This is a genomic window from Vulcanisaeta moutnovskia 768-28 (assembly GCF_000190315.1).
Taxonomy (GTDB): Archaea; Thermoproteota; Thermoprotei; order Thermoproteales; family Thermocladiaceae; genus Vulcanisaeta; species Vulcanisaeta moutnovskia.
The window spans coordinates 1,098,733-1,115,844 of sequence record NC_015151.1 but is presented as its reverse complement, the minus strand read 5'-3'; the positions used below and the strand labels follow the sequence as shown (position 1 = coordinate 1,115,844).

Below are 17,112 nucleotides of genomic sequence, written 5' to 3'. Positions count from 1 at the left end.
CGAGTTAATTAACCATTAATAGTTACACCTGAACAAGTATTGGCTGAACCAATGGGTATGGTCCCCGAACCCATTACTGGGTTTGCTGTAAACCCTGTACAGAATGGGCCGCCACTTATGTAAAAGTAATGAGTACCATCGGTCAACCATAGTACTAGATATATGGGGCCACATCCCTGATATCCATATGGATAACCGTTATAACCACAACTATTTTGACTATTAAGGGAGTTCGGCATTGTAGTTGTATATAATGTCTTACCATTATAGGTTATGGTTATCTGCGTTTGTATTGGCGTTAGTATAGTTATATTTTCAGGCCTATTGAGAGTTAATGTGATTGAGTTCTCCCCCATGAAGACGAGGGTACCCTGCGGTAAATATGGGTTGTAATATACACTGTAAGTTATGAGCTGTGGGCTAATGATTAAATAAATTGTCGTGGGGATTTGTGTGGTAAAGGTGTACGTGCCTGGCCCGAGTGATGAACTTGCATAGGGTGTGTATGTTCCTATGTCGAAGCCGTAATAAGTGCCGGAGGGTAATGTTGTTGGTGTTCCCGAGGTTGTGTAGGGGGTCTGCATGGATGTGCATGCATTGTACAGGGACTGCAGATTAGTGTAATTGGTCATTAATGAATTATACCTTGACTGTAGGGTGTTGTATTGGCTTTGTAATGAGGAGTATTGGGATTGTAGGGTATTATAATTATCCTCTAGGGAATTATAGTTGCTTTTTAGGTTTGTGTAATTAATCATTAATGAGTTATACTTTGAGAGTAATGCGTCGTATTCACTTTCCAATGATTGAAATTTAGGCCTATAACTAAGTATTGCTGTATACCATTGGTACGCAAAGAAAACAGAGACGGCGGCCAGAACGACCACGGCAATCAATAAACCAATCATACCCATATTCATAATTAACCATCGTATCCCTTTTTAGATACGTATTTAAGATTTTGTCACGGTGTTTCGTGACAAACCTTATAGTCTGACTTCAAAATAATGCCTATGGTGGTTAATGCGGACGCTGAATCATCAAGAGGTATAAAGCTCGAATTTAGGGAGTTGGATAGTAATGATATGAGTATGGTAGTCGATTTATATAATTCATTGGGCAGAGAAAGTATTTATTATAGGTTTAGGAGTTTCTTTAAGGATTTCGAGAGATACGTGAGATTAATCTTCTCTCTGATTCGCGTAATTGGGCAATGAGTTGGTTGGCGTTCTTGAGGCTATCTATTTAGGTGATGGTTTTTACGAAATGGCTATCGTGATTAAGGATAATTATCAGGGTAAGGGTATTGGTACAAGACTTGCTAAATACGCGGTAGATGATATAAGGAGGAGTGCTAGTATGTTGATAGCTCATACAACTCCTGATAATTATAAAATACGTGCCTCAACCTACAAGGCGTTATGAAAAGTGAATAATAGTGAATAATTTTGAATTTTATACTTATAATATATTAATCATCATCTCTTCCTTAATCGTAGGACCTCAATAATTAATATAATAATAAGTAGTATTACTATGGCGATAATTAGGTCATTAAGCGTCAGAGCAGGAGTAAAGGTACTTGTTGTTTGTTTGGGTTGTGGTTGATAGTTTGGTGCTTGTGTGAAGTATACTGTGATGATTACGTTTCCATTATTTACAGTGACGTTACCGCCAGATGGCGTTGGTACATAACCACTCACGCTGGATATTGTGAATTGATAGTATCCATTAGGCTCATTAAATACTATCTCATTGCTCGTTGAGCTCTCTTCATGACCATTCAGGTAAACAATCCATTGAGTATCCTGTGGCAAGCCACTCTCTACAAAAGTCACGGAGTAAGTCATGGGCGTTACGGTTATGCTCAATTAAATACCAATTGATTAGATGTTGTGGTTTCAGTCGTGCCGTTTAGCGTCACGGACCATTGAAGACCACCGGGTAGCCCTGTCTCCGTGAATATCACGTTATAATACGTAGGCGCTGCAGGCGTTATTGATAGATACGTTACGGCAGTAACGCCTGATTGCGTACCTAGTACTACCAGAGACCCGTCACTGCTCATTGCCATATTATTTATTTGGCTTGGCACTGTATATGTCATGGGCGACCCAGTGCTATTAAAGACCAGTAGTTCATTGTCACCGAGCTCAGCCACTGCGACTATACTACCATCCTCAGACTCAGCGATTGGGGAATTGCCGAAGCCCAGTGGATATTGCCAAATTACGGAACCGGCACTATTAAGTAGGTATAGGTAGCCGTTGCCGGCTACGTAGGTCTTGGTTGCGCCGTAATTCGTGGATACCCAGTCAAACCAGGCATTGGGTGCATTAGGACCCGTGGTATAACTCCACAGCACATTACCGCTGATGCTTATTAGGTATGCATGGTTATGACCACCCCAGGCATATGAATTCGCGGCACCCACAACAATGTATTGCCCATCGGGACTAAATGAGGCAACCCAAGGGTCAGCTAGGTTGTTGATATCCCAAATTACCTGCCCATTATAGGCATTGAATAGTATTACGTAACCACCGCTGGCATACCCATTACCAGCAATCATGAGGAGGTAATTGCCATTAGGTGAGAATGTGGCTTCCCTAGTGCCTAGGAATTGTGATGTACCATATGTATAGCTCCAAATGGGATTACCCGTTATTGCGTTGAAGACCGTTAAATCACCGTATGGCTGCCCCGAAGGACCACCGGTTGTTGCTGCAATTAATTGTTGATTTGGTGATATGGCAACATCATTAACTACGATGGTCCACCCGTAAGTAAAGGTGTAGCTCCATAGTTCCTTACCGCTGGTTGAATAGACGTTGATAATACCCTGCCCACTTGAAGAGCCCAAGCCCACAACAACGTAATTTGGTGAAACGGTTATTGACTCAACGTTCTCAGGCTCACTTACGCTCCATAACGTCCTTAGGCCGCCACCTGGCGACCAAGAGAGCAGGTAGGCGTAGTATTGACCGCCGGAGTTAACGCCAGCGGCTATTAGGTACCGACCATTTATGGGTGTTGGGTACATACTCAGGGCGGTCACTGAGCCTATGTTTAAGGAGAATACGGATTGAGCAAGGGTAAAACCGCCGGGTAGCATTACGATTAACAGGGCAACAATTAACGCAATACCTATAGAATACCTACTTAGGGCCGTATCATCACCGCACCATCATGGTGTAAAACTGTATTTAAGAATTTGTCACGAAATACCGTGACTAAGGTCAAGTATAAGTCCTCTGAACACTAATGGAAAATTACGATGAGAAATTATACACTTAAAGAACATGTTTTGCATTTTCATTAATTCAAGGTAATAAAATTATTATTAGTAGCGGGGCCCGGATTCGAACCGGGGACCTCGGGGTTATGAGCCCCGCAGGCTACCAGGCTACCCTACCCCGCTGATTTATGGGTCCTTCCCTATGCTTTTAAGGCTTTCGCCACCCTATGGATGCTTGGGTAAGTCTTGTTATGGCCCTGATAAGGACTAGAATTGATAGTAAAAGAGCTTGGTTAGGGTGAGCTCAATAATGTTCTTGTTATTTCTCTCAATGGCTTTGTGAAGTTCACCAAAGACTGCGAACATGCAATATGGAGTTGGTAGTAATGGTTACGTAGATATTCCAATAATTACGCTAGGTCAATTACTCAGTAATTATGATGCTGAACCAGTATCCTGAAAATAAACTGTGAAGGATGTGAATACGACGTGATCCTTAACGACTATAAGAATGTTAAGCTATTTAGGGAATTAATATTTGAAGTTCATGGCCACGAGAAGGAATTGCTAAGTAAGTTAAGTGTAGATTATAGGTGCTCAATATATGAGAAGCACGGAGGAAAATTGGTACGCTGTATAAGATTATGGTAATGTACGAGAATTAAGACTGCCATTTTTGACTTAAGGTGTTAATTCTGTAGGTGTTTATTGACGGCGTTAGCGCCTTAGGTAGTATATTGTAAACAAGGTCATTATACTGCTTTTTAGTTGACTTTTAGCTTTAGGAAGTGGTTTACTGCTGTGATTGTTGTTGCTGCTGAGTCTTCTGCTGCTCCTGTTTTGTCTCTTCCTCGAGCTTCTTTAGTTCCTCCTCTATCTCCTTCTCGATTTCCTCGATTGGCTTTGGTGGTGGTGTTGTGGCTAGTGCGTAGCCTACCCAGGCGAGTATTCCGAAGACCACGATTATTATCAGCGTATCAGTTATTTGAAGCACAAGCGTTGTATACGGCGTGAAGAAGGCCAGGTATATATAGGCGAGTATAATCACTATTGATATCACAAGCAACCCAATACCAACAGCCTTATCCCTATTCATTAAACTCCACATGAAAAGGCAATTAATAAGCATTACTTCCTCAACCCATTGAAACTTTTAACACAACAGATACAAATACCGAAAATAAATAAATAAATGTATGAAATACCGAATAACTCATTGACCACTCTTCAACTAACACCACAACAATCCATGCAAAAATAACCAAGGAAACAAAACCAACAACCAAGCCAAACACGCATCAACGAGCTTACACCTAGGTGACGCCAGTGTAAACCTCCATACCCAACTCCCTGGAAAGCTCCGCAGCCCTATCATCAACGTATGGCGAGACAATCACAAGCCTATGCCTAACATCACTACTCTCATAGAGCCTACCAATACTCCAAAACCCGTCAACATCACTCCCTGAAATACTCGACTTAACCTCAACAAGTACGTGCATGTCATTCCTAATCGCAATATTCAAATCAATGACGGCCGGATATCCATAAACCTTGCCATTAACGTCATTATACGGCCATCTCTCAGCCCTTGCCATGCTAAATATTCTTTCGGCAAAACTCCATCATATCCTTCCTAAACGTCTCCTCGGAAATGACACTCCACCTGGCGCCTAACGCATCTAACCTCCTGTTAAGTGTCATTATTGATTTATTGAAGTCTCCTTCAAATTCCTCAATTGTACGGTTACAGTAATTGTATTAAAGGTTATACCTCTCCCCTTAATTACTAATGAAAACTATTTAATGCACCGCGCCAAATCTAATACATGAGTTCAATAGACTTGAAGCAGTTTGAGGAGGTTGTGGAGAGGGCTGTGAGGAGGGCCATTGGGGAGTCCCGCAGCGAGGATGCGAAGGCGATGGCCAATACCATCAAGGCCTTGGCCGACTACGTTAGGTTAGGCTTTCAAGAATTTAGCAGTAGGTTTGACGAGGTTAAGTCGCATGCTGAGCTCGAGGATGTTGAGTGGTTGTTCGAGAAGGCTAGGATTATTGAGAGAGTTCTTAATAAGAGGGCTGGGAAGACGTTGATGTTTGCCGTGAATATCGATAGGGAAGCCTTGGAGAGGGCTAGGCAACTGGGCATTGACGCAATATACGGAGCAATAATAGAATGAACTTCGCGAATCAATCCCTACTAATCCCGTACCTCCATGACCTTTGTGGTCTCCTGTACCATCCGATAGGTACCAAACAGGCCCAAACTCTTAACCGTTACCTCTGGATCCAATTTCAATGTATTAATGTATCTTGGGTGTGCTTATTGAAACTACTCTCACGACATTGCTTATTCGCGTAGCTGGAATTTAAGGTGTATATTTAATTAATTTGAATTAATCCTCTAATGCTTGCGTTAATCATTGCCTTTTGTCTCGGTATTATCATGTGAATTATTACCTCATCAAATGGTTTAATGCCGTACCTCTCCCTGACCTCCCTGGGAATTGTGAATTGCCTTGAGTCGGTATGCCTAGTCTTCAATAACCTAACATTGCCTAGCTCTATTTTTTGTCCATTATACTCCATGATTACGTCAACATACCTAACCCTATCAAGTCCTAGAGACCTGATCAGGTTTGCCGGTATCAATACTTGATTATTTATGTATATCCTCATCATGTATGGGAACCCATTTATTGGTAAACCTCTCCTACCAACCCTAATTTCCTCTGTGAATGCCATCAGCATTACATGTCTTAATGATTTTTAAGGTCTTTTGTGGAACTGAATTGTGAAACTCACGTGAAACTTCACGAAATACTTAGTACCTATTTGTTTTGTGGTTGGGGCTTAATTAATAATTGAAATTAAATCAAAAGTCTAAGTGCTGTTGTTTATATTCTTTCTATTTCTTTATGCACCATAGACTTAAATACGGGTTTACCCACTGCTTCACTGATGATGAGGCGGTCGGGCCATGAATAGTGATTGGAATCGCATGGTCTGAACAACTTAATAATCAGTGGCCACTCAGTAATCGTGTCCTTTAGGGAGGACATAGAGTTAATCAGGAGTTCAAGGAGCAACTTATTGCGTGGTAAGAGGATTGTCCTGGCCTTAACTGGTGGCATCTCAATTTATAGAGTCCCGGACATTGCCAGGGAATTAATTAGGCATGGCGCTGACGTGATGACATTCATGAGCAGGGAAGCGAGTAAGCTACTTGGCCCTAGGGTTATGGAGTGGGCAACGGGTAATCCCGTCTATGTGGAATTGAGTGGTTATGCGGAGCATGTTAACATATGCACAACAGTCAATGCCGTGATTTTGCTACCAGCTACTGCGAATACCATTAGTAAGGTGGCTAATGGGATTAGTGATACTTCAGTAACCCTATGTGCAATGACAGCATTAGGCTCAGGAGTACCACTATTGCTTGTTCCCGCAATGAATGAGTCCATGTGGAGGAATGCAATCGTCAAGGCCAATATCGAGAAGTTAAGGAGTATGGGCATACGCCTTGTAGAGCCTGTGATTGAGGAGGGTAAGGCTAAGTTGGCGCCTAATCAGGAGATTGTTGACTCGGTAATTGACCTATTATCGCCGAGGGACATGAATGGCTTATCCGTGCTCATTACCTCAGGCCCAACGCATGAGTACATTGATGCCACTAAATACATAACCACACCAAGCAGTGGCTTAACGGGCTATCACTTTGCCAGGGAGGCGATGGCTAGGGGTGCCAGGGTCACGTTAATTGAGGGCCCAGTAAGCATTGGCGACCCACCTGGTGCTGAGGTTTATAGGGTTGAGAGTATTCTTGAGATGTATGAAACGGCAATTAAACTGGTTAGTAAGCGGCATTATGACTTGGCAATACTAACGGCGGCGCCACTTGACTTCTATGTTAAGGATAGGGTAAGCGGTAAATTAAGTAGTGACTTGAATAGGGTAGTTATTGAGCTTATTCAGGCGCCTAAGATAGCTAGGGATCTGAAGAGGTTTTCGCCAGGTACTTTCCTAATAGCCTATAAGGCTGAGGTGGGTATTACTGAGGAGGATTTGATTGCAAGGACAATGAGGAGGGCTAGTGAGGGTGACTGGGACCTAGCACTGGCACACCTGGTGGGTAAGGGTAGGGGATTTGGTACGGAGAAGGATGAAGTAATAGTACTTGATAGAAATGGCGTAATTAGGAGGATTGGTCCAGTGAATAAGCGTGAATTGGCAAGGGAGGTTCTAGGAATGTATTTATCAATTATTAGAAATAAATGACACAACTTAATCCTACCTTTTAGTGCCCCTTAACAACTCAATTAATTCTCTCACGATATCTCTATAATCACCAACCACTCCATAATCCACGTACTGGAATATTGGTGCGTTGGGGTCACTGTTTATTGCCACTATTACCTTGGACTCCTTCATACCAAAGACATGCTGAATGGCGCCACTAACACCAACACCTATGTATAGTGTCGGCCTTATTGTCTTCCCGGTCTGCCCAACCTGCCTATCGGCGGGTAACCAACCAGCATCCACAGCCTTCTTAGTACCACCGATTGTACCGCCAATCAGTTTAGCGAGTTCTGTGAGTAACTTAACACCATCAGCACTACCAACACCACGGCCAGCAATAACCACTATGTCTGCCTTCTCAACTGGCGGTAATTCCTCACCCTTAACCACAGGCCTTACCTCAATCAAACCCTGCCCATTAATGCTGGGTAATGACTCTACAGTCTCCTCAATCACCTCACCCTTTCTACTCGTGTCCCTAGGTGGTGTTGGGAATACGTTGGGCCTAACACTGGCGAGTTGTGGTCTCCTTGTTGGTGTCCTTATGTGCGCGAGTATGTTGCCACCGTATGTAGGCCTTACCTGATCTAAATCCCTGGTCTTGGGGTCAACATCAAGCTCTGTGCAGTCTGCCGTGATGCCAGCTCTTAGTGAATTGGCAACGTAGGGTGCCAATTCCCTGCCCCTCTTTGTAGCTGCGAATAGTATTATCTCGGGTTTATACTTATTTGCTAATTGAACAATTACGTTAGCGTAAATATGTGGTACGTACTTAACCAAAGCCGGGTGGTCAATATAGATTACCCTATCTGCACCGTAGTAAATGGGTTCCTTAACAGAATCACCGAGGCCACTACCGAGCATTACAGCCGTTACATCCGTGTTAATCTTACTGGCCAACTCCCTGGCCTTACCAATTAATTGCAGGCTACCATCCTTAATAGTGCCGTTTACATACTCAATATAGACCCAAATACCCCTGTACTCATTCTTATTAACTGGATTCCACTCACTACAAATCTTTTGTTGGGCTTGTGCAGTGCTCATGGCTTGATCACCCCCTCCTTAGTGAGACTATCTAACAACCACTTGGCTGCTTCCCTTGGATCACCCTTGAATATCTGCTTCTTCCTCTCGACTGGTTTCGCATCCTCAATCTTAGATACTATTGTTGGTGAACCCCTAAGGCCCACGCACTCTCTCTCGAGCTTTAATGTGTTATTATCAACACTCTTTACTAAGCCATTTAGCTTAGCCTCAACTTTCCTAACAAGGCTTATGTCTCTCGGTGGATTACTATTCCTATAAACACTAATTATTATTGGCATTCTGTACTCGTAAGTCTCATAAACGCCCTCATCCTCAAGATACCTATTAACAATGATTAACCTATCCTCAAGCTTAACCTCAGCATCAACTGCGTAATAAACATAAGGTAGACTGAGCCAGGAGGCTACTTGGGCGGGCATGTGAGCTGTTGATGAGTCCGTGGTTTCCTCACCAAACACAATTAGGTCGAAGTTAGGGAATAACCTCTGTATGCCCCTGGCAACTGTGTATGAGGTTGCCAATGTATCAGCCCCGGCAAATGCTCTGTCTGTGACTAAGTATGCTTCATCTGCTCCCATGCCTATTGTTGACTCGAGGAAGTCCTTACCACTTGGTGGAGCCATTGATAGTGTTATTACCTTACCGCCATACTTATCCTTAAGTCTAAGGGCGAATTCAAGGGCGTTCCTATCATACGGATTAAGCATTAGTGGTACTCCCTCACGCACGAGATTATGGGTCACTGGGTCAAGCCTAACAGCTGTTACGTTAGGTACAGCTGCCTTCACAGGAACTATTATCGTTAATCCACCCATCGTATTGAGTTAATCATTTGACTTAATATGCATTTCTAGCCTTTGACATATATAGTTTTATTCAAGCATATATAGTACCTCATCAACGATTCAAGTGGGATCACTACGGCATAGATATTAACAATAAATAATAAAGACTTGGTTTATTGCATTATTTTTACCCAAGCCCTAAACTTAACCAAACCTATACTGAACACCGAAGCCGCTCTTGGGGTAATTCCACTCAATATTGTTCTCTGGACAGACTATGCGGCATGTACCGCATTCTAGGCAGCCCTCGTGTGAGAACATCACAGTACCGTCTGGGCCTGGCGTGTAGCACCTGGCTGGGCATAGGTATAGGCAGGGCTTCTTATCGCACTTCCTGCATTGATCAGGGTCTATTATCCTAATGTGAGGTCTCTGGTCGACATCCCAGGCATTGGTGTTTAACCTTTCCTCAATTGTTATCTTCCTATCGAGGCTCATAGGTTCATCACCAACTTAACAGCATCCTTTGCTAAATCAATGAGTGTTAATTTACCCTTGCCTTCAAGGAACGTTGCGCCTAGTCTCTTTGGTGTTCCATCAACCTCGAAGTACCTCCTTAATATGTTGTTTAGCATCTTCACGTAGTCATTATACAGACTTGGCTCTATTAAAACCTTGTGTGCATTCCTAAAGGTCTTAAGCTCCTTAAGTACGAAGGATTCCTCAAGTAACTTACCATATATTGACAATGCCTCCTCATCATACTTACCCAATTCATGAGCCTTTGTAATGGCCTCCGCAGCCAACCTACCACTCTCCATGGCGAAATCAACACCCCTAATTATTATGCCCAGGTGCAGTAGGAAGCCTGCCGCATCCCCAACTATTAGGTAGCCATTACCGTATAACTTAGGCGGTGCTGCATTAATACCGGCGACAGGCGTTAGATGCGCCGAATACTCAAGGAGTTGACCACCCTTAAGCAACCTCTTTATCATTGGGTGTAGCCTAAACTCCTCGACCAGGTCATGGACAGGCATGTCCAGTTGATAACCATAACTTAGGTAAAGGACTATTCCCAGGGTAATTGCCTCCTTATTGGTATATATAAATGCACCACCAGGTAGGTAGCGCGTTGGGAATCCAGCCGCGACCCATGCCAACCCCTCATCCTCATCCAGGTTAAACCTCTCATTAATCTCCTCCCTACTCAACTTAATGACCTCCTTAGCACCGAGAGCCACCAACTCAGGGTTTAGCTTAGGGGCTAAACCACTCCTCTCTAGGACGAGCCTGTTTATTCCCTCGGCAATTATCGTTACGTCACCATAAACCTCATCACTACCAGCCCTAACACCGACAACCCTCCCATCCTTAATTATTAATGAGTCAACTGGGACCTCGGAAACAACAACGGCACCGGCAGACTCTGCCTTCTTATCGAGCCACTCAACGAAGTTTGTTAGGTATGCGGTGAAGGACTTATGCTCAACCTTAGTTGTCTCGAAGTCTATTGTTGTCCAGGAGTCCTCGGTCATCATCGTTATCCTCTCCCTCCTAACCCAGCGCTCCACAGGGGCCTCCTTAACGTACTCTGGGTATAGTCTATCTAGGACGTGGGCGTAAATCCTGCCACCATAGACATTCTTACTACCTGGCTTCTTACCTCTCTCAATAACCAGCACCTTAAACCCCCTACTGGCTAATTGCTGGGCTGCGGTAAGTCCTGCTGGTCCGCCTCCAACAATTACTACATCGAACTTGATCCCCACGAGGTCAAAGCTTAGACATATGCCTTATTAAGTATTAACGCTACATAGACTTATTAGCCATTGATTAAATATTAAACTAATTACAGTCTCTTTTTGGTGGTGATGAGAATGAACCCAAATGAATTGAATGATAACGCTCTATCCTGACTGATAATAATGAAAAGAGATTGCTCTTTCGAAAAACCACATGAAGGGTTTACGACGCATTTCGAATAAGCAGACTTAACTTGATATCTAAAAAGATATTACCGTATGTCATCACTGGGTGAAAATATTGATAGGATCATTGAGAGAAAGATGGAGAATTCAGGAAATGGTACTGGTGCATTAATAGCCGCAATTAGGTTATTGAATAGGGGTATTGTTAGGTGGGCATTGAGGGCGTTAACAAAGGAGGTTGAGTTCAATGGTGAGAGGAAACCATTAATGGAGTGGGTATTGGCTAAGTACGCTGGTGAGTCTCAATGCCCAACGGTGGCTCACTTCGTTGCTCCATTCTTTGAAATGGGTATTAAACTGGCCACGGCCTGGCTCCACGCAGATGAGGAACCAATTAAGGAGTTACTGAGTGATCCAGCGATCAGGAGAGGCTTCGTGACTACGCTTAGGGGTATTGCCTTATTCGGTGTGACAACACCGCAGAAGCTCCCTGCCCCATTCTTCATAGTCTGGAACTTCACAAACGCCTGCAACCTAAGGTGTATTCATTGTTATCAGAATGCAGGTAGGCCATTACCCAATGAGTTAACACTTGATGAGAAGCTTAGGGTTGTTAAGGAGCTTGATGAGGCCGGTGTGCCGGCAATTGCATTGTCAGGCGGCGAGCCAACGGTTCACAGGGACTTCTGGCCCGTGCTTGCCGAGATAGGTGGGAGGGGTTTCTACCCAGCCATCGCGACTAATGGAACGACATTCGCAAACCTAGAATTTGCTGAGAGGGCTAAGAAGTTTGGGCTTAGGTACGTTGAGATAAGTATTGATGCCGCTGATCCCGGCGTTCATGATAAGTTCAGGGGCGTACCAGGTGCATGGGCTAAGGCCGTGAGGGGTCTTGAGAATGCTGTTAAACTCGGCTTTAGTGCGGCCTTGGCATTCACTGTGACTAAGTACAATATTAATGAGGTTGATAAGATACTCGATCTAGCCCAGGAAATCGGTGTCAAGAGGGTTGTGTTCTTCAACTTTGTGCCTGTTGGTAGAGGTCGTGAGAACTTGGAGATTGACTTATCGCCTGAGGAGAGGGAGGAGTTCCTTAGGCATATTTATAAGGAGATGAAGAGGAGGAAGATGGAGATCATAAGCACAGCGCCCCAGTACGGTAGGGTTGTTAATCAATTAAGTAATGGTGAGGACGTTTCACCAACACACTTCGTGGTTGCCAATGATCCGGTAACCAGGGAGTTAACAGAGTTTATCGGTGGCTGTGGCGCTGGTCGTGTTTACGCGGCTATTGAGCCTGAGGGTACATTAACACCCTGTGTCTTCCTGCCATACCCAGTGGGTAATCTTAGGACTAAGTCCTTCTGGGATATTTGGATGGATCCATTCATGGAGAACTTCAGGGATAGGGATAGGCTTGAGGGATTCTGTGGTAAATGCCCGTATAAGTTGATCTGTGGTGGTTGTAGGGCCAGGGCGTATAATTACTTCGGTGATGTCCTCGCGCCAGACCCGGGTTGTATATACAATTCGGCTGAGTGGAAGAAGTTGCAGGAGGATATGCTGAGGATTAAGGTGAAGGTGTCACCACTGGTCTTTAAGTGAGGTGATGAGTGTGAAGGTTCTGCTTGCGGTTCCACCGGGCATTGATAAACTGGAGCTGTATAAGGTGCTTGGGCTAAAGGCTCCGCCACTCGGTCTTGCCTGGATCGCTGCCGTACTTGAAAGAGCTGGTCATAAGGTTAGGATTATTGACTCACCAACTGAGGGCATTGACTTGAAGACATTCATTAATGAGGTTAAGTCCTGGCAACCGGACATTGTTGGTTTAACGGCAATAACACCAACCGTTTATAAGGCGTATGACGCAGTCAAGGCAATTAGGGAGTATGATAATGATATACCCATAATGATGGGCGGTCCGCATGTAACGTTTATGTATGAGGAGGCTCTTAATAATGGTGTTGATGTCGTTGTCAGGGGTGAGGGTGAGTACACAACGCTTGAGCTTGTAAATGCAATTGAGGGGCATGGTCTAGATCCAATGCATTTAAGGGCAATAAGGGGGTTGGCGTTTAAAGATGGTGATCAGGTCATAAGGACACCGGATAGGCCGCCAGTTAGGAACCTTGATGAATTACCACCACCAGCCCGTCATTTACTACCAATGGATAAGTACACCATATTCGGTAAACCAATTAGGATAGTACATGTGATGGCGAGTAGGGGGTGTCCATATGGTTGCTCCTTCTGCTCAACATCATACTTCTGGGGTAGGATGGTTAGGTATAGGTCGGCTAAGGCCGTGGCTGATGAGATTGAGGATGCCATGAATACGTATAAGACGAACATAATCGTGTTCACGGATGATGAGTTCACCCTAGGTAAGAGGTTCGTGTATGACTTCCTCAAGGAGCTTAGGGAGAGGAAACTCGATATAAACTTCTCCTGTGGTTCTAGGGTTGATACGATAGATAAGGAGATGATGACTGCACTCAAGAGCCATGGATGCACTGCATTGTACTTCGGTGTTGAGTCCGGAAGTCAGGAAACAATTAATAAAATTGGTAAGAGGATAACCCTTGAGCAAGCGGTTAAGGTATTTCAATGGGCTAAGGAAATAGGTATTGATCACGTGGGCTCCTTCGTAATAGGATTCCCATGGGAATCAATTAATGATATGAAGAACACCATTAAATTCGCCATGAAGTTAAACCCAACCTATGCCCAATTCACAGTGGCTACACCATACCCAGGAACGCCACTCTACCAACAAGCACTTAATGATAACTTAATTGAGGATTGGAACTGGGAGCACTGGACGACCTTGAGAGCAGTCATGAAGGGTTACAGATTCACAAAGGAACAAGCGCAGAAAATGCTTCAGTGGGCATACGTGAAGTACTACAGCAGGCTTGGCTTTTTAATCCATGAGTTAATACATGGTAGGTTGGGGACAGTATTAACGGCCATTAAGAATTCATTAGTGCCGTGGTTTACCGAGAGACTGCTTGGACGTAGTGAGTAACTAAGCACTCGTGCTAAGTATTTCCTTCAAAATAATTAGGTTTCTTCTACCTGGTAGTGTGGCGTTAATGAAGGAATCCTTACTAATACTCACACCCCACTTGCTCACTATCTCTAATACCTTATCAAGGTCGCCAGTAAAGGTTCCATTCTCGACATAATTATGTATCATGTTTAATGCACTGTACACGGTATCCATGCCATACACCTTGGCAAGCCAAACAATCATGTCAGGCACATTCAGTACCACCAGGTTTTTGTCGCTTAACTTAATGACTAATCTCATGTATAGCGTGGTTACGTTATTCACAGTGATGCACTGCACCTTATCACAATCATTATCACCGATGATGTAAGCATCATAAACCCTAATACTACCCGTACCAAACTCTATTAACAACGAGGCACTTAACCTACCCAGCCTAAATATCTCTATTTCATTACCAAGTCTCTCCACAATCCTCCTCATACGCCTAAAGAACTTATGAACATCATTCCTATCGCAATTCCTAGCCACCAATGGCGTTGTGGCAAGTACTGGTAAATCCATGCAATTAAGGCCTAGGTTTTTGCAGAATTCAGTTCTCCTATAAAGTATGAATAGTAATAGGTGCAGTGTGTCCAGGTACTTAATTGGGCATTCATTAATCGGTACTTCCCTAAAATCCATAAAGATACCACTTACTCACCCCGTGATTTACTTAAAAAACTATTGACTATAGGTATAAATTTACCTTAATGAATCCCTCATCACTTCTTGGCGGCGGCCTTCTTCTTTTCTGTCTTCTTCTTTTTCATTTCCTCGCGTATCTTCTTGGCCTCCTCCTTGGGTATGTTCCTAAGCTTTACGTAGAGTGGCTCGATCCTCTCGCCAGTACTTAGGTCGTCATATACATGAGCCTCTATGGTGCTCCTGTGCCTGCCGTACTCAGTAATTACCCTCACAACATAAACCTGCTTAACATCAACACCCATAGCCTTCGCTATCTCCTCACGTAACTGAAGCCTACTCGGTGTTGGTAGGCCCACGTGCCACGCCTCGGCACTCACCTCCTTACGACCAAACACCTTATTCTCCCTAATATTAAGTAACTTAAGCACAAGCTTTCCTGCCTCAACGCCCTCTGGTAATTGCGGTGTTGGTATTGACATCCAATGATGGCGTGAGAAACCCCTTAATAAGTATTAAATCCTCAATAATACTTATAGGACCTCAATGGCGTACATGCCTGCCTTCGTAATACCAAGCCTCTTGGCAATACAGGATTCCTCAGGCTTCAGTATTATTATTAGGCCCATCCAATCCTTAGTGAAGTCAGTGCCACCACACACTGGGCACTTATCAACATCCTCAGGTACTATGGCCTTACAATTCCTACAAGCCTTATAACCAGGCAGTGGACTACGCCTTACTGGTCTCCTACCTCTGGAGCTCATTACACGTTGCGCGGGTTTACTTTATTAATAAACTTATTCTTAGGTATTATGCCTAGTCATGAACGAGACTGTGAATAGGTTAATTGAAATTTTTAGGAAAATGAAGGATGAATTGGAGAGTGTTGGTTGGTACCCAGTGGATGCTGAGTCAACCAGGTGGTGGGGTGGTGCTGAGACGCCTGATGAGGTTGTCATTACGGCAATGCTTGTGCAGCAGACCCGTTGGGACGTGGTTCACGAAGTACTCAACAGACTTAGGAGACTTAGTCTCAACAAGCTTGAGGTTATTGCTAATACTGATCCTAATTACCTTGCCGAGGTTATTAAGGGCGTTAATTACAGGTTCACCAAGGCCCAGAGACTTGTTAAGTTTGCGAAGAACGTAACCATGATAGGTGGCTTAGGGAAGTTAAGACTTAGGGGTGATGTTAGGGATTTCCTGCTTAACCAGGAGGGCGTTGGTAGGGAGACCGCGGACTCAATAATGCTCTTTGCACTTAATATACCAACAATGCCCATATCACAATACACAAAGCGCGTATTCAGTAGGTTGTTGGGCCTTAAACTTGGTGATAATTATGACATGTGGAAGGAATTCCTTGAGGGCCTACTGCCCAGGGACCTATACACGTATAAGTTAATCCACGCGTCCATAATCACGATAGGCAAGAAATACTGCCTACCAACTGATCCATTATGCAATAAATGCCCACTGAGGGATGTATGCCTATACGCCAGGGGCAGGGGATAGCCCCTACTCATTACCAGTCAACGCCTTCATTAGCTGGGACAATCCATAATCCACATCATCAATACCCAACAACTCCCTCTCCGGCGATAAATCACCAATGGCATACCTCTCCAGGTAATTCAAATTGACATTAATGAAGTTGAGACCCCACTTATACAGCCTTAAGGTCTTAATTGCCTCGTCCCTGAAGCCCATTATGTATAGTGCAGCAGCCACGGCCTCAATAGTGCTCAGTATGTATGGCTTACCATAATGCGTTGGATTAACCGCTATGAGTAGTGGTAATCGCCTTCTAATGAAATAATCCCTAGCAAACCTATTATGCGTCTCAGTGACCCTCTTCCAGGAACAGTCTATTAATGATAAACCCCTATGCACGGCAGTATCCCTATCACTCGGTGTTAATGGTGACTTAGCCGTTGGGTCAAGAAGTACTGAGCCCCTGGGCAAATTCCTAGCACTACTGACTAACTGTGCAAGTCCAAACCTGGCCAGTTTAATGGCGGTGTTCTTTCTTGGGTCATCCTGCGGCAACCTATATATGAATATTCTTGGTAGTTTCATCTATATGCGCTGTGTCATTGAACCAGA

22 protein-coding genes and 1 tRNA gene are annotated in these 17,112 nt (G+C 44.0%); 7 read left to right on the top strand and 16 right to left on the bottom strand.

Annotated elements, in window-relative coordinates:
* Nucleotides 1-8 precede the first annotated feature (8 nt).
* The gene (locus tag VMUT_RS05940) at nt 9-920 is read right to left on the bottom strand and encodes a hypothetical protein (protein WP_013604514.1); all 912 of its coding nucleotides are present in this window, start codon (nt 918-920) and stop codon (nt 9-11) included.
* A gap of 87 nt (nt 921-1,007) precedes the next feature.
* Between VMUT_RS05940 and VMUT_RS13120 the strand changes: the two genes are divergently transcribed.
* Together VMUT_RS13120 and VMUT_RS13115 are read left to right on the top strand one after the other, a co-directional pair.
* On the top strand, nt 1,008-1,217 hold the full coding sequence (locus VMUT_RS13120; protein WP_237699729.1) for a hypothetical protein: 210 nt from the start codon (nt 1,008-1,010) through the stop codon (nt 1,215-1,217).
* Nucleotides 1,207-1,425, top strand: coding sequence for a GNAT family N-acetyltransferase (locus VMUT_RS13115; RefSeq protein ID WP_013604512.1), 219 nt, complete (start codon nt 1,207-1,209; stop codon nt 1,423-1,425). Before VMUT_RS13120 ends, VMUT_RS13115 begins: the two co-directional genes overlap by 11 nt.
* 53 nt (nt 1,426-1,478) lie before the next feature.
* Here VMUT_RS13115 and VMUT_RS05930 read toward each other — a convergent pair whose 3' ends face one another.
* From VMUT_RS05930 to VMUT_RS13110, 6 genes are all read right to left on the bottom strand, one after another.
* Complete coding sequence (locus tag VMUT_RS05930) at nt 1,479-1,871, bottom strand: hypothetical protein (protein ID WP_013604511.1); 393 nt, start codon at nt 1,869-1,871, stop codon at nt 1,479-1,481.
* Entirely contained in the window at nt 1,868-3,115 is a 1,248-nt protein-coding gene (locus tag VMUT_RS05925; protein WP_013604510.1) for a WD40 repeat domain-containing protein, read from the bottom strand. Before VMUT_RS05925 ends, VMUT_RS05930 begins: the two co-directional genes overlap by 4 nt.
* Before the next feature lie 232 nt (nt 3,116-3,347).
* Nucleotides 3,348-3,421: transfer RNA gene (locus tag VMUT_RS05920), tRNA-Met, on the bottom strand.
* A 610-nt stretch (nt 3,422-4,031) separates the two neighbouring features.
* Nucleotides 4,032-4,334: a transcriptional regulator gene (locus tag VMUT_RS05915; RefSeq protein ID WP_048056903.1), complete on the bottom strand. Its 303-nt coding sequence runs from the start codon at nt 4,332-4,334 to the stop codon at nt 4,032-4,034.
* Nucleotides 4,335-4,551: 217 nt separating this feature from the next.
* Nucleotides 4,552-4,836, bottom strand: a complete 285-nt coding sequence (locus VMUT_RS05910) for a hypothetical protein (protein WP_013604507.1) — start codon at nt 4,834-4,836, stop codon at nt 4,552-4,554.
* 1 nt (nt 4,837) lies between these two features.
* The gene (locus VMUT_RS13110) at nt 4,838-4,942 is read right to left on the bottom strand and encodes a DUF3782 domain-containing protein (protein WP_237699728.1); all 105 of its coding nucleotides are present in this window, start codon (nt 4,940-4,942) and stop codon (nt 4,838-4,840) included.
* Between the two features lie 125 nt (nt 4,943-5,067).
* On the opposite strand from VMUT_RS13110, the gene VMUT_RS05905 reads away from it, so the two are divergent.
* Nucleotides 5,068-5,418: a hypothetical protein gene (locus tag VMUT_RS05905; RefSeq protein ID WP_013604506.1), complete on the top strand. Its 351-nt coding sequence runs from the start codon at nt 5,068-5,070 to the stop codon at nt 5,416-5,418.
* Nucleotides 5,419-5,620: 202 nt separating this feature from the next.
* On the opposite strand, the gene VMUT_RS05900 is transcribed toward VMUT_RS05905, so the two are convergent.
* A complete protein-coding gene (locus tag VMUT_RS05900) occupies nt 5,621-5,983 on the bottom strand; it encodes an AbrB/MazE/SpoVT family DNA-binding domain-containing protein (protein ID WP_013604505.1) in 363 nt (120 codons plus the stop codon).
* Between the two features lie 297 nt (nt 5,984-6,280).
* Between VMUT_RS05900 and coaBC the strand changes: the two genes are divergently transcribed.
* Nucleotides 6,281-7,516 carry a bifunctional phosphopantothenoylcysteine decarboxylase/phosphopantothenate--cysteine ligase CoaBC gene (coaBC, locus tag VMUT_RS05895; RefSeq protein ID WP_013604504.1) on the top strand — a complete coding sequence of 412 codons (1,236 nt, stop codon included), beginning with the start codon at nt 6,281-6,283 and terminating at the stop codon, nt 7,514-7,516.
* A gap of 12 nt (nt 7,517-7,528) precedes the next feature.
* On the opposite strand, the gene VMUT_RS05890 is transcribed toward coaBC, so the two are convergent.
* The 4 genes from VMUT_RS05890 to VMUT_RS05875 all read right to left on the bottom strand — a co-directional run bounded on the left by VMUT_RS05890 (nt 7,529) and on the right by VMUT_RS05875 (nt 11,147).
* Nucleotides 7,529-8,587: an electron transfer flavoprotein subunit alpha/FixB family protein gene (locus tag VMUT_RS05890; RefSeq protein WP_013604503.1), complete on the bottom strand. Its 1,059-nt coding sequence runs from the start codon at nt 8,585-8,587 to the stop codon at nt 7,529-7,531.
* A complete protein-coding gene (locus VMUT_RS05885) occupies nt 8,584-9,405 on the bottom strand; it encodes an electron transfer flavoprotein subunit beta/FixA family protein (protein WP_013604502.1) in 822 nt (273 codons plus the stop codon). The genes VMUT_RS05890 and VMUT_RS05885 overlap by 4 nt, the downstream gene beginning before the upstream one ends.
* Nucleotides 9,406-9,579: 174 nt before the next feature.
* Nucleotides 9,580-9,873, bottom strand: coding sequence for a ferredoxin family protein (locus VMUT_RS05880; RefSeq protein WP_013604501.1), 294 nt, complete (start codon nt 9,871-9,873; stop codon nt 9,580-9,582).
* Nucleotides 9,870-11,147 carry an FAD-dependent oxidoreductase gene (locus tag VMUT_RS05875; protein ID WP_013604500.1) on the bottom strand — a complete coding sequence of 426 codons (1,278 nt, stop codon included), beginning with the start codon at nt 11,145-11,147 and terminating at the stop codon, nt 9,870-9,872. The genes VMUT_RS05880 and VMUT_RS05875 overlap by 4 nt, the downstream gene beginning before the upstream one ends.
* 252 nt (nt 11,148-11,399) lie before the next feature.
* Here VMUT_RS05875 and VMUT_RS05870 point away from each other — a divergent pair, with 252 nt between their 5' ends.
* Together VMUT_RS05870 and VMUT_RS05865 are read left to right on the top strand one after the other, a co-directional pair.
* Nucleotides 11,400-12,911 (top strand): radical SAM/SPASM domain-containing protein, encoded by a 1,512-nt coding sequence (locus VMUT_RS05870; protein WP_013604499.1) that lies wholly within the window; start codon nt 11,400-11,402, stop codon nt 12,909-12,911.
* A 4-nt stretch (nt 12,912-12,915) separates the two neighbouring features.
* Nucleotides 12,916-14,334, top strand: a complete 1,419-nt coding sequence (locus VMUT_RS05865) for a B12-binding domain-containing radical SAM protein (RefSeq protein ID WP_013604498.1) — start codon at nt 12,916-12,918, stop codon at nt 14,332-14,334.
* Here VMUT_RS05865 and VMUT_RS05860 read toward each other — a convergent pair whose 3' ends face one another.
* The 3 genes from VMUT_RS05860 to spt4 form a co-directional block, all read right to left on the bottom strand.
* Nucleotides 14,335-15,003 (bottom strand): hypothetical protein, encoded by a 669-nt coding sequence (locus VMUT_RS05860; protein ID WP_013604497.1) that lies wholly within the window; start codon nt 15,001-15,003, stop codon nt 14,335-14,337.
* A gap of 80 nt (nt 15,004-15,083) precedes the next feature.
* A complete protein-coding gene (locus VMUT_RS05855) occupies nt 15,084-15,485 on the bottom strand; it encodes a 30S ribosomal protein S24e (RefSeq protein WP_013604496.1) in 402 nt (133 codons plus the stop codon).
* Between the two features lie 51 nt (nt 15,486-15,536).
* Entirely contained in the window at nt 15,537-15,770 is a 234-nt protein-coding gene (gene spt4, locus VMUT_RS05850; protein ID WP_013604495.1) for a transcription elongation factor subunit Spt4, read from the bottom strand.
* A gap of 100 nt (nt 15,771-15,870) precedes the next feature.
* Between spt4 and VMUT_RS05845 the strand changes: the two genes are divergently transcribed.
* A complete protein-coding gene (locus VMUT_RS05845) occupies nt 15,871-16,521 on the top strand; it encodes an endonuclease III domain-containing protein (RefSeq protein WP_237699727.1) in 651 nt (216 codons plus the stop codon).
* 3 nt (nt 16,522-16,524) lie between these two features.
* Here VMUT_RS05845 and VMUT_RS05840 read toward each other — a convergent pair whose 3' ends face one another.
* Complete coding sequence (locus tag VMUT_RS05840; protein WP_013604493.1) at nt 16,525-17,085, bottom strand: 16S rRNA aminocarboxypropyltransferase; 561 nt, start codon at nt 17,083-17,085, stop codon at nt 16,525-16,527.
* Nucleotides 17,086-17,112 lie beyond the last annotated feature (27 nt).

Bases quoted from the DNA above. Each gene is read 5' to 3' on its own strand.
- VMUT_RS05940 (WP_013604514.1), bottom strand. From the start codon at position 920: ATGAATATGGGTATGATTGGTTTATTGATTGCCGTGGTCGTTCTGGCC.
- VMUT_RS13120 (WP_237699729.1), top strand. From the start codon at position 1,008: ATGCCTATGGTGGTTAATGCGGACGCTGAATCATCAAGAGGTATAAAG.
- VMUT_RS05925 (WP_013604510.1), bottom strand. From the start codon at position 3,115: ATGCTACCCGGCGGTTTTACCCTTGCTCAATCCGTATTCTCCTTAAAC.
- VMUT_RS05915 (WP_048056903.1), bottom strand. From the start codon at position 4,334: ATGAATAGGGATAAGGCTGTTGGTATTGGGTTGCTTGTGATATCAATA.
- VMUT_RS05910 (WP_013604507.1), bottom strand. From the start codon at position 4,836: ATGGCAAGGGCTGAGAGATGGCCGTATAATGACGTTAATGGCAAGGTT.
- VMUT_RS13110 (WP_237699728.1), bottom strand. From the start codon at position 4,942: ATGACACTTAACAGGAGGTTAGATGCGTTAGGCGCCAGGTGGAGTGTC.
- VMUT_RS05905 (WP_013604506.1), top strand. From the start codon at position 5,068: ATGAGTTCAATAGACTTGAAGCAGTTTGAGGAGGTTGTGGAGAGGGCT.
- VMUT_RS05900 (WP_013604505.1), bottom strand. From the start codon at position 5,983: ATGGCATTCACAGAGGAAATTAGGGTTGGTAGGAGAGGTTTACCAATA.
- VMUT_RS05890 (WP_013604503.1), bottom strand. From the start codon at position 8,587: ATGAGCACTGCACAAGCCCAACAAAAGATTTGTAGTGAGTGGAATCCA.
- VMUT_RS05885 (WP_013604502.1), bottom strand. From the start codon at position 9,405: ATGGGTGGATTAACGATAATAGTTCCTGTGAAGGCAGCTGTACCTAAC.
- VMUT_RS05880 (WP_013604501.1), bottom strand. From the start codon at position 9,873: ATGAGCCTCGATAGGAAGATAACAATTGAGGAAAGGTTAAACACCAAT.
- VMUT_RS05870 (WP_013604499.1), top strand. From the start codon at position 11,400: ATGTCATCACTGGGTGAAAATATTGATAGGATCATTGAGAGAAAGATG.
- VMUT_RS05865 (WP_013604498.1), top strand. From the start codon at position 12,916: ATGAGTGTGAAGGTTCTGCTTGCGGTTCCACCGGGCATTGATAAACTG.
- VMUT_RS05860 (WP_013604497.1), bottom strand. From the start codon at position 15,003: ATGGATTTTAGGGAAGTACCGATTAATGAATGCCCAATTAAGTACCTG.
- VMUT_RS05855 (WP_013604496.1), bottom strand. From the start codon at position 15,485: ATGTCAATACCAACACCGCAATTACCAGAGGGCGTTGAGGCAGGAAAG.
- spt4 (WP_013604495.1), bottom strand. From the start codon at position 15,770: ATGAGCTCCAGAGGTAGGAGACCAGTAAGGCGTAGTCCACTGCCTGGT.
- VMUT_RS05845 (WP_237699727.1), top strand. From the start codon at position 15,871: ATGAAGGATGAATTGGAGAGTGTTGGTTGGTACCCAGTGGATGCTGAG.
- VMUT_RS05840 (WP_013604493.1), bottom strand. From the start codon at position 17,085: ATGAAACTACCAAGAATATTCATATATAGGTTGCCGCAGGATGACCCA.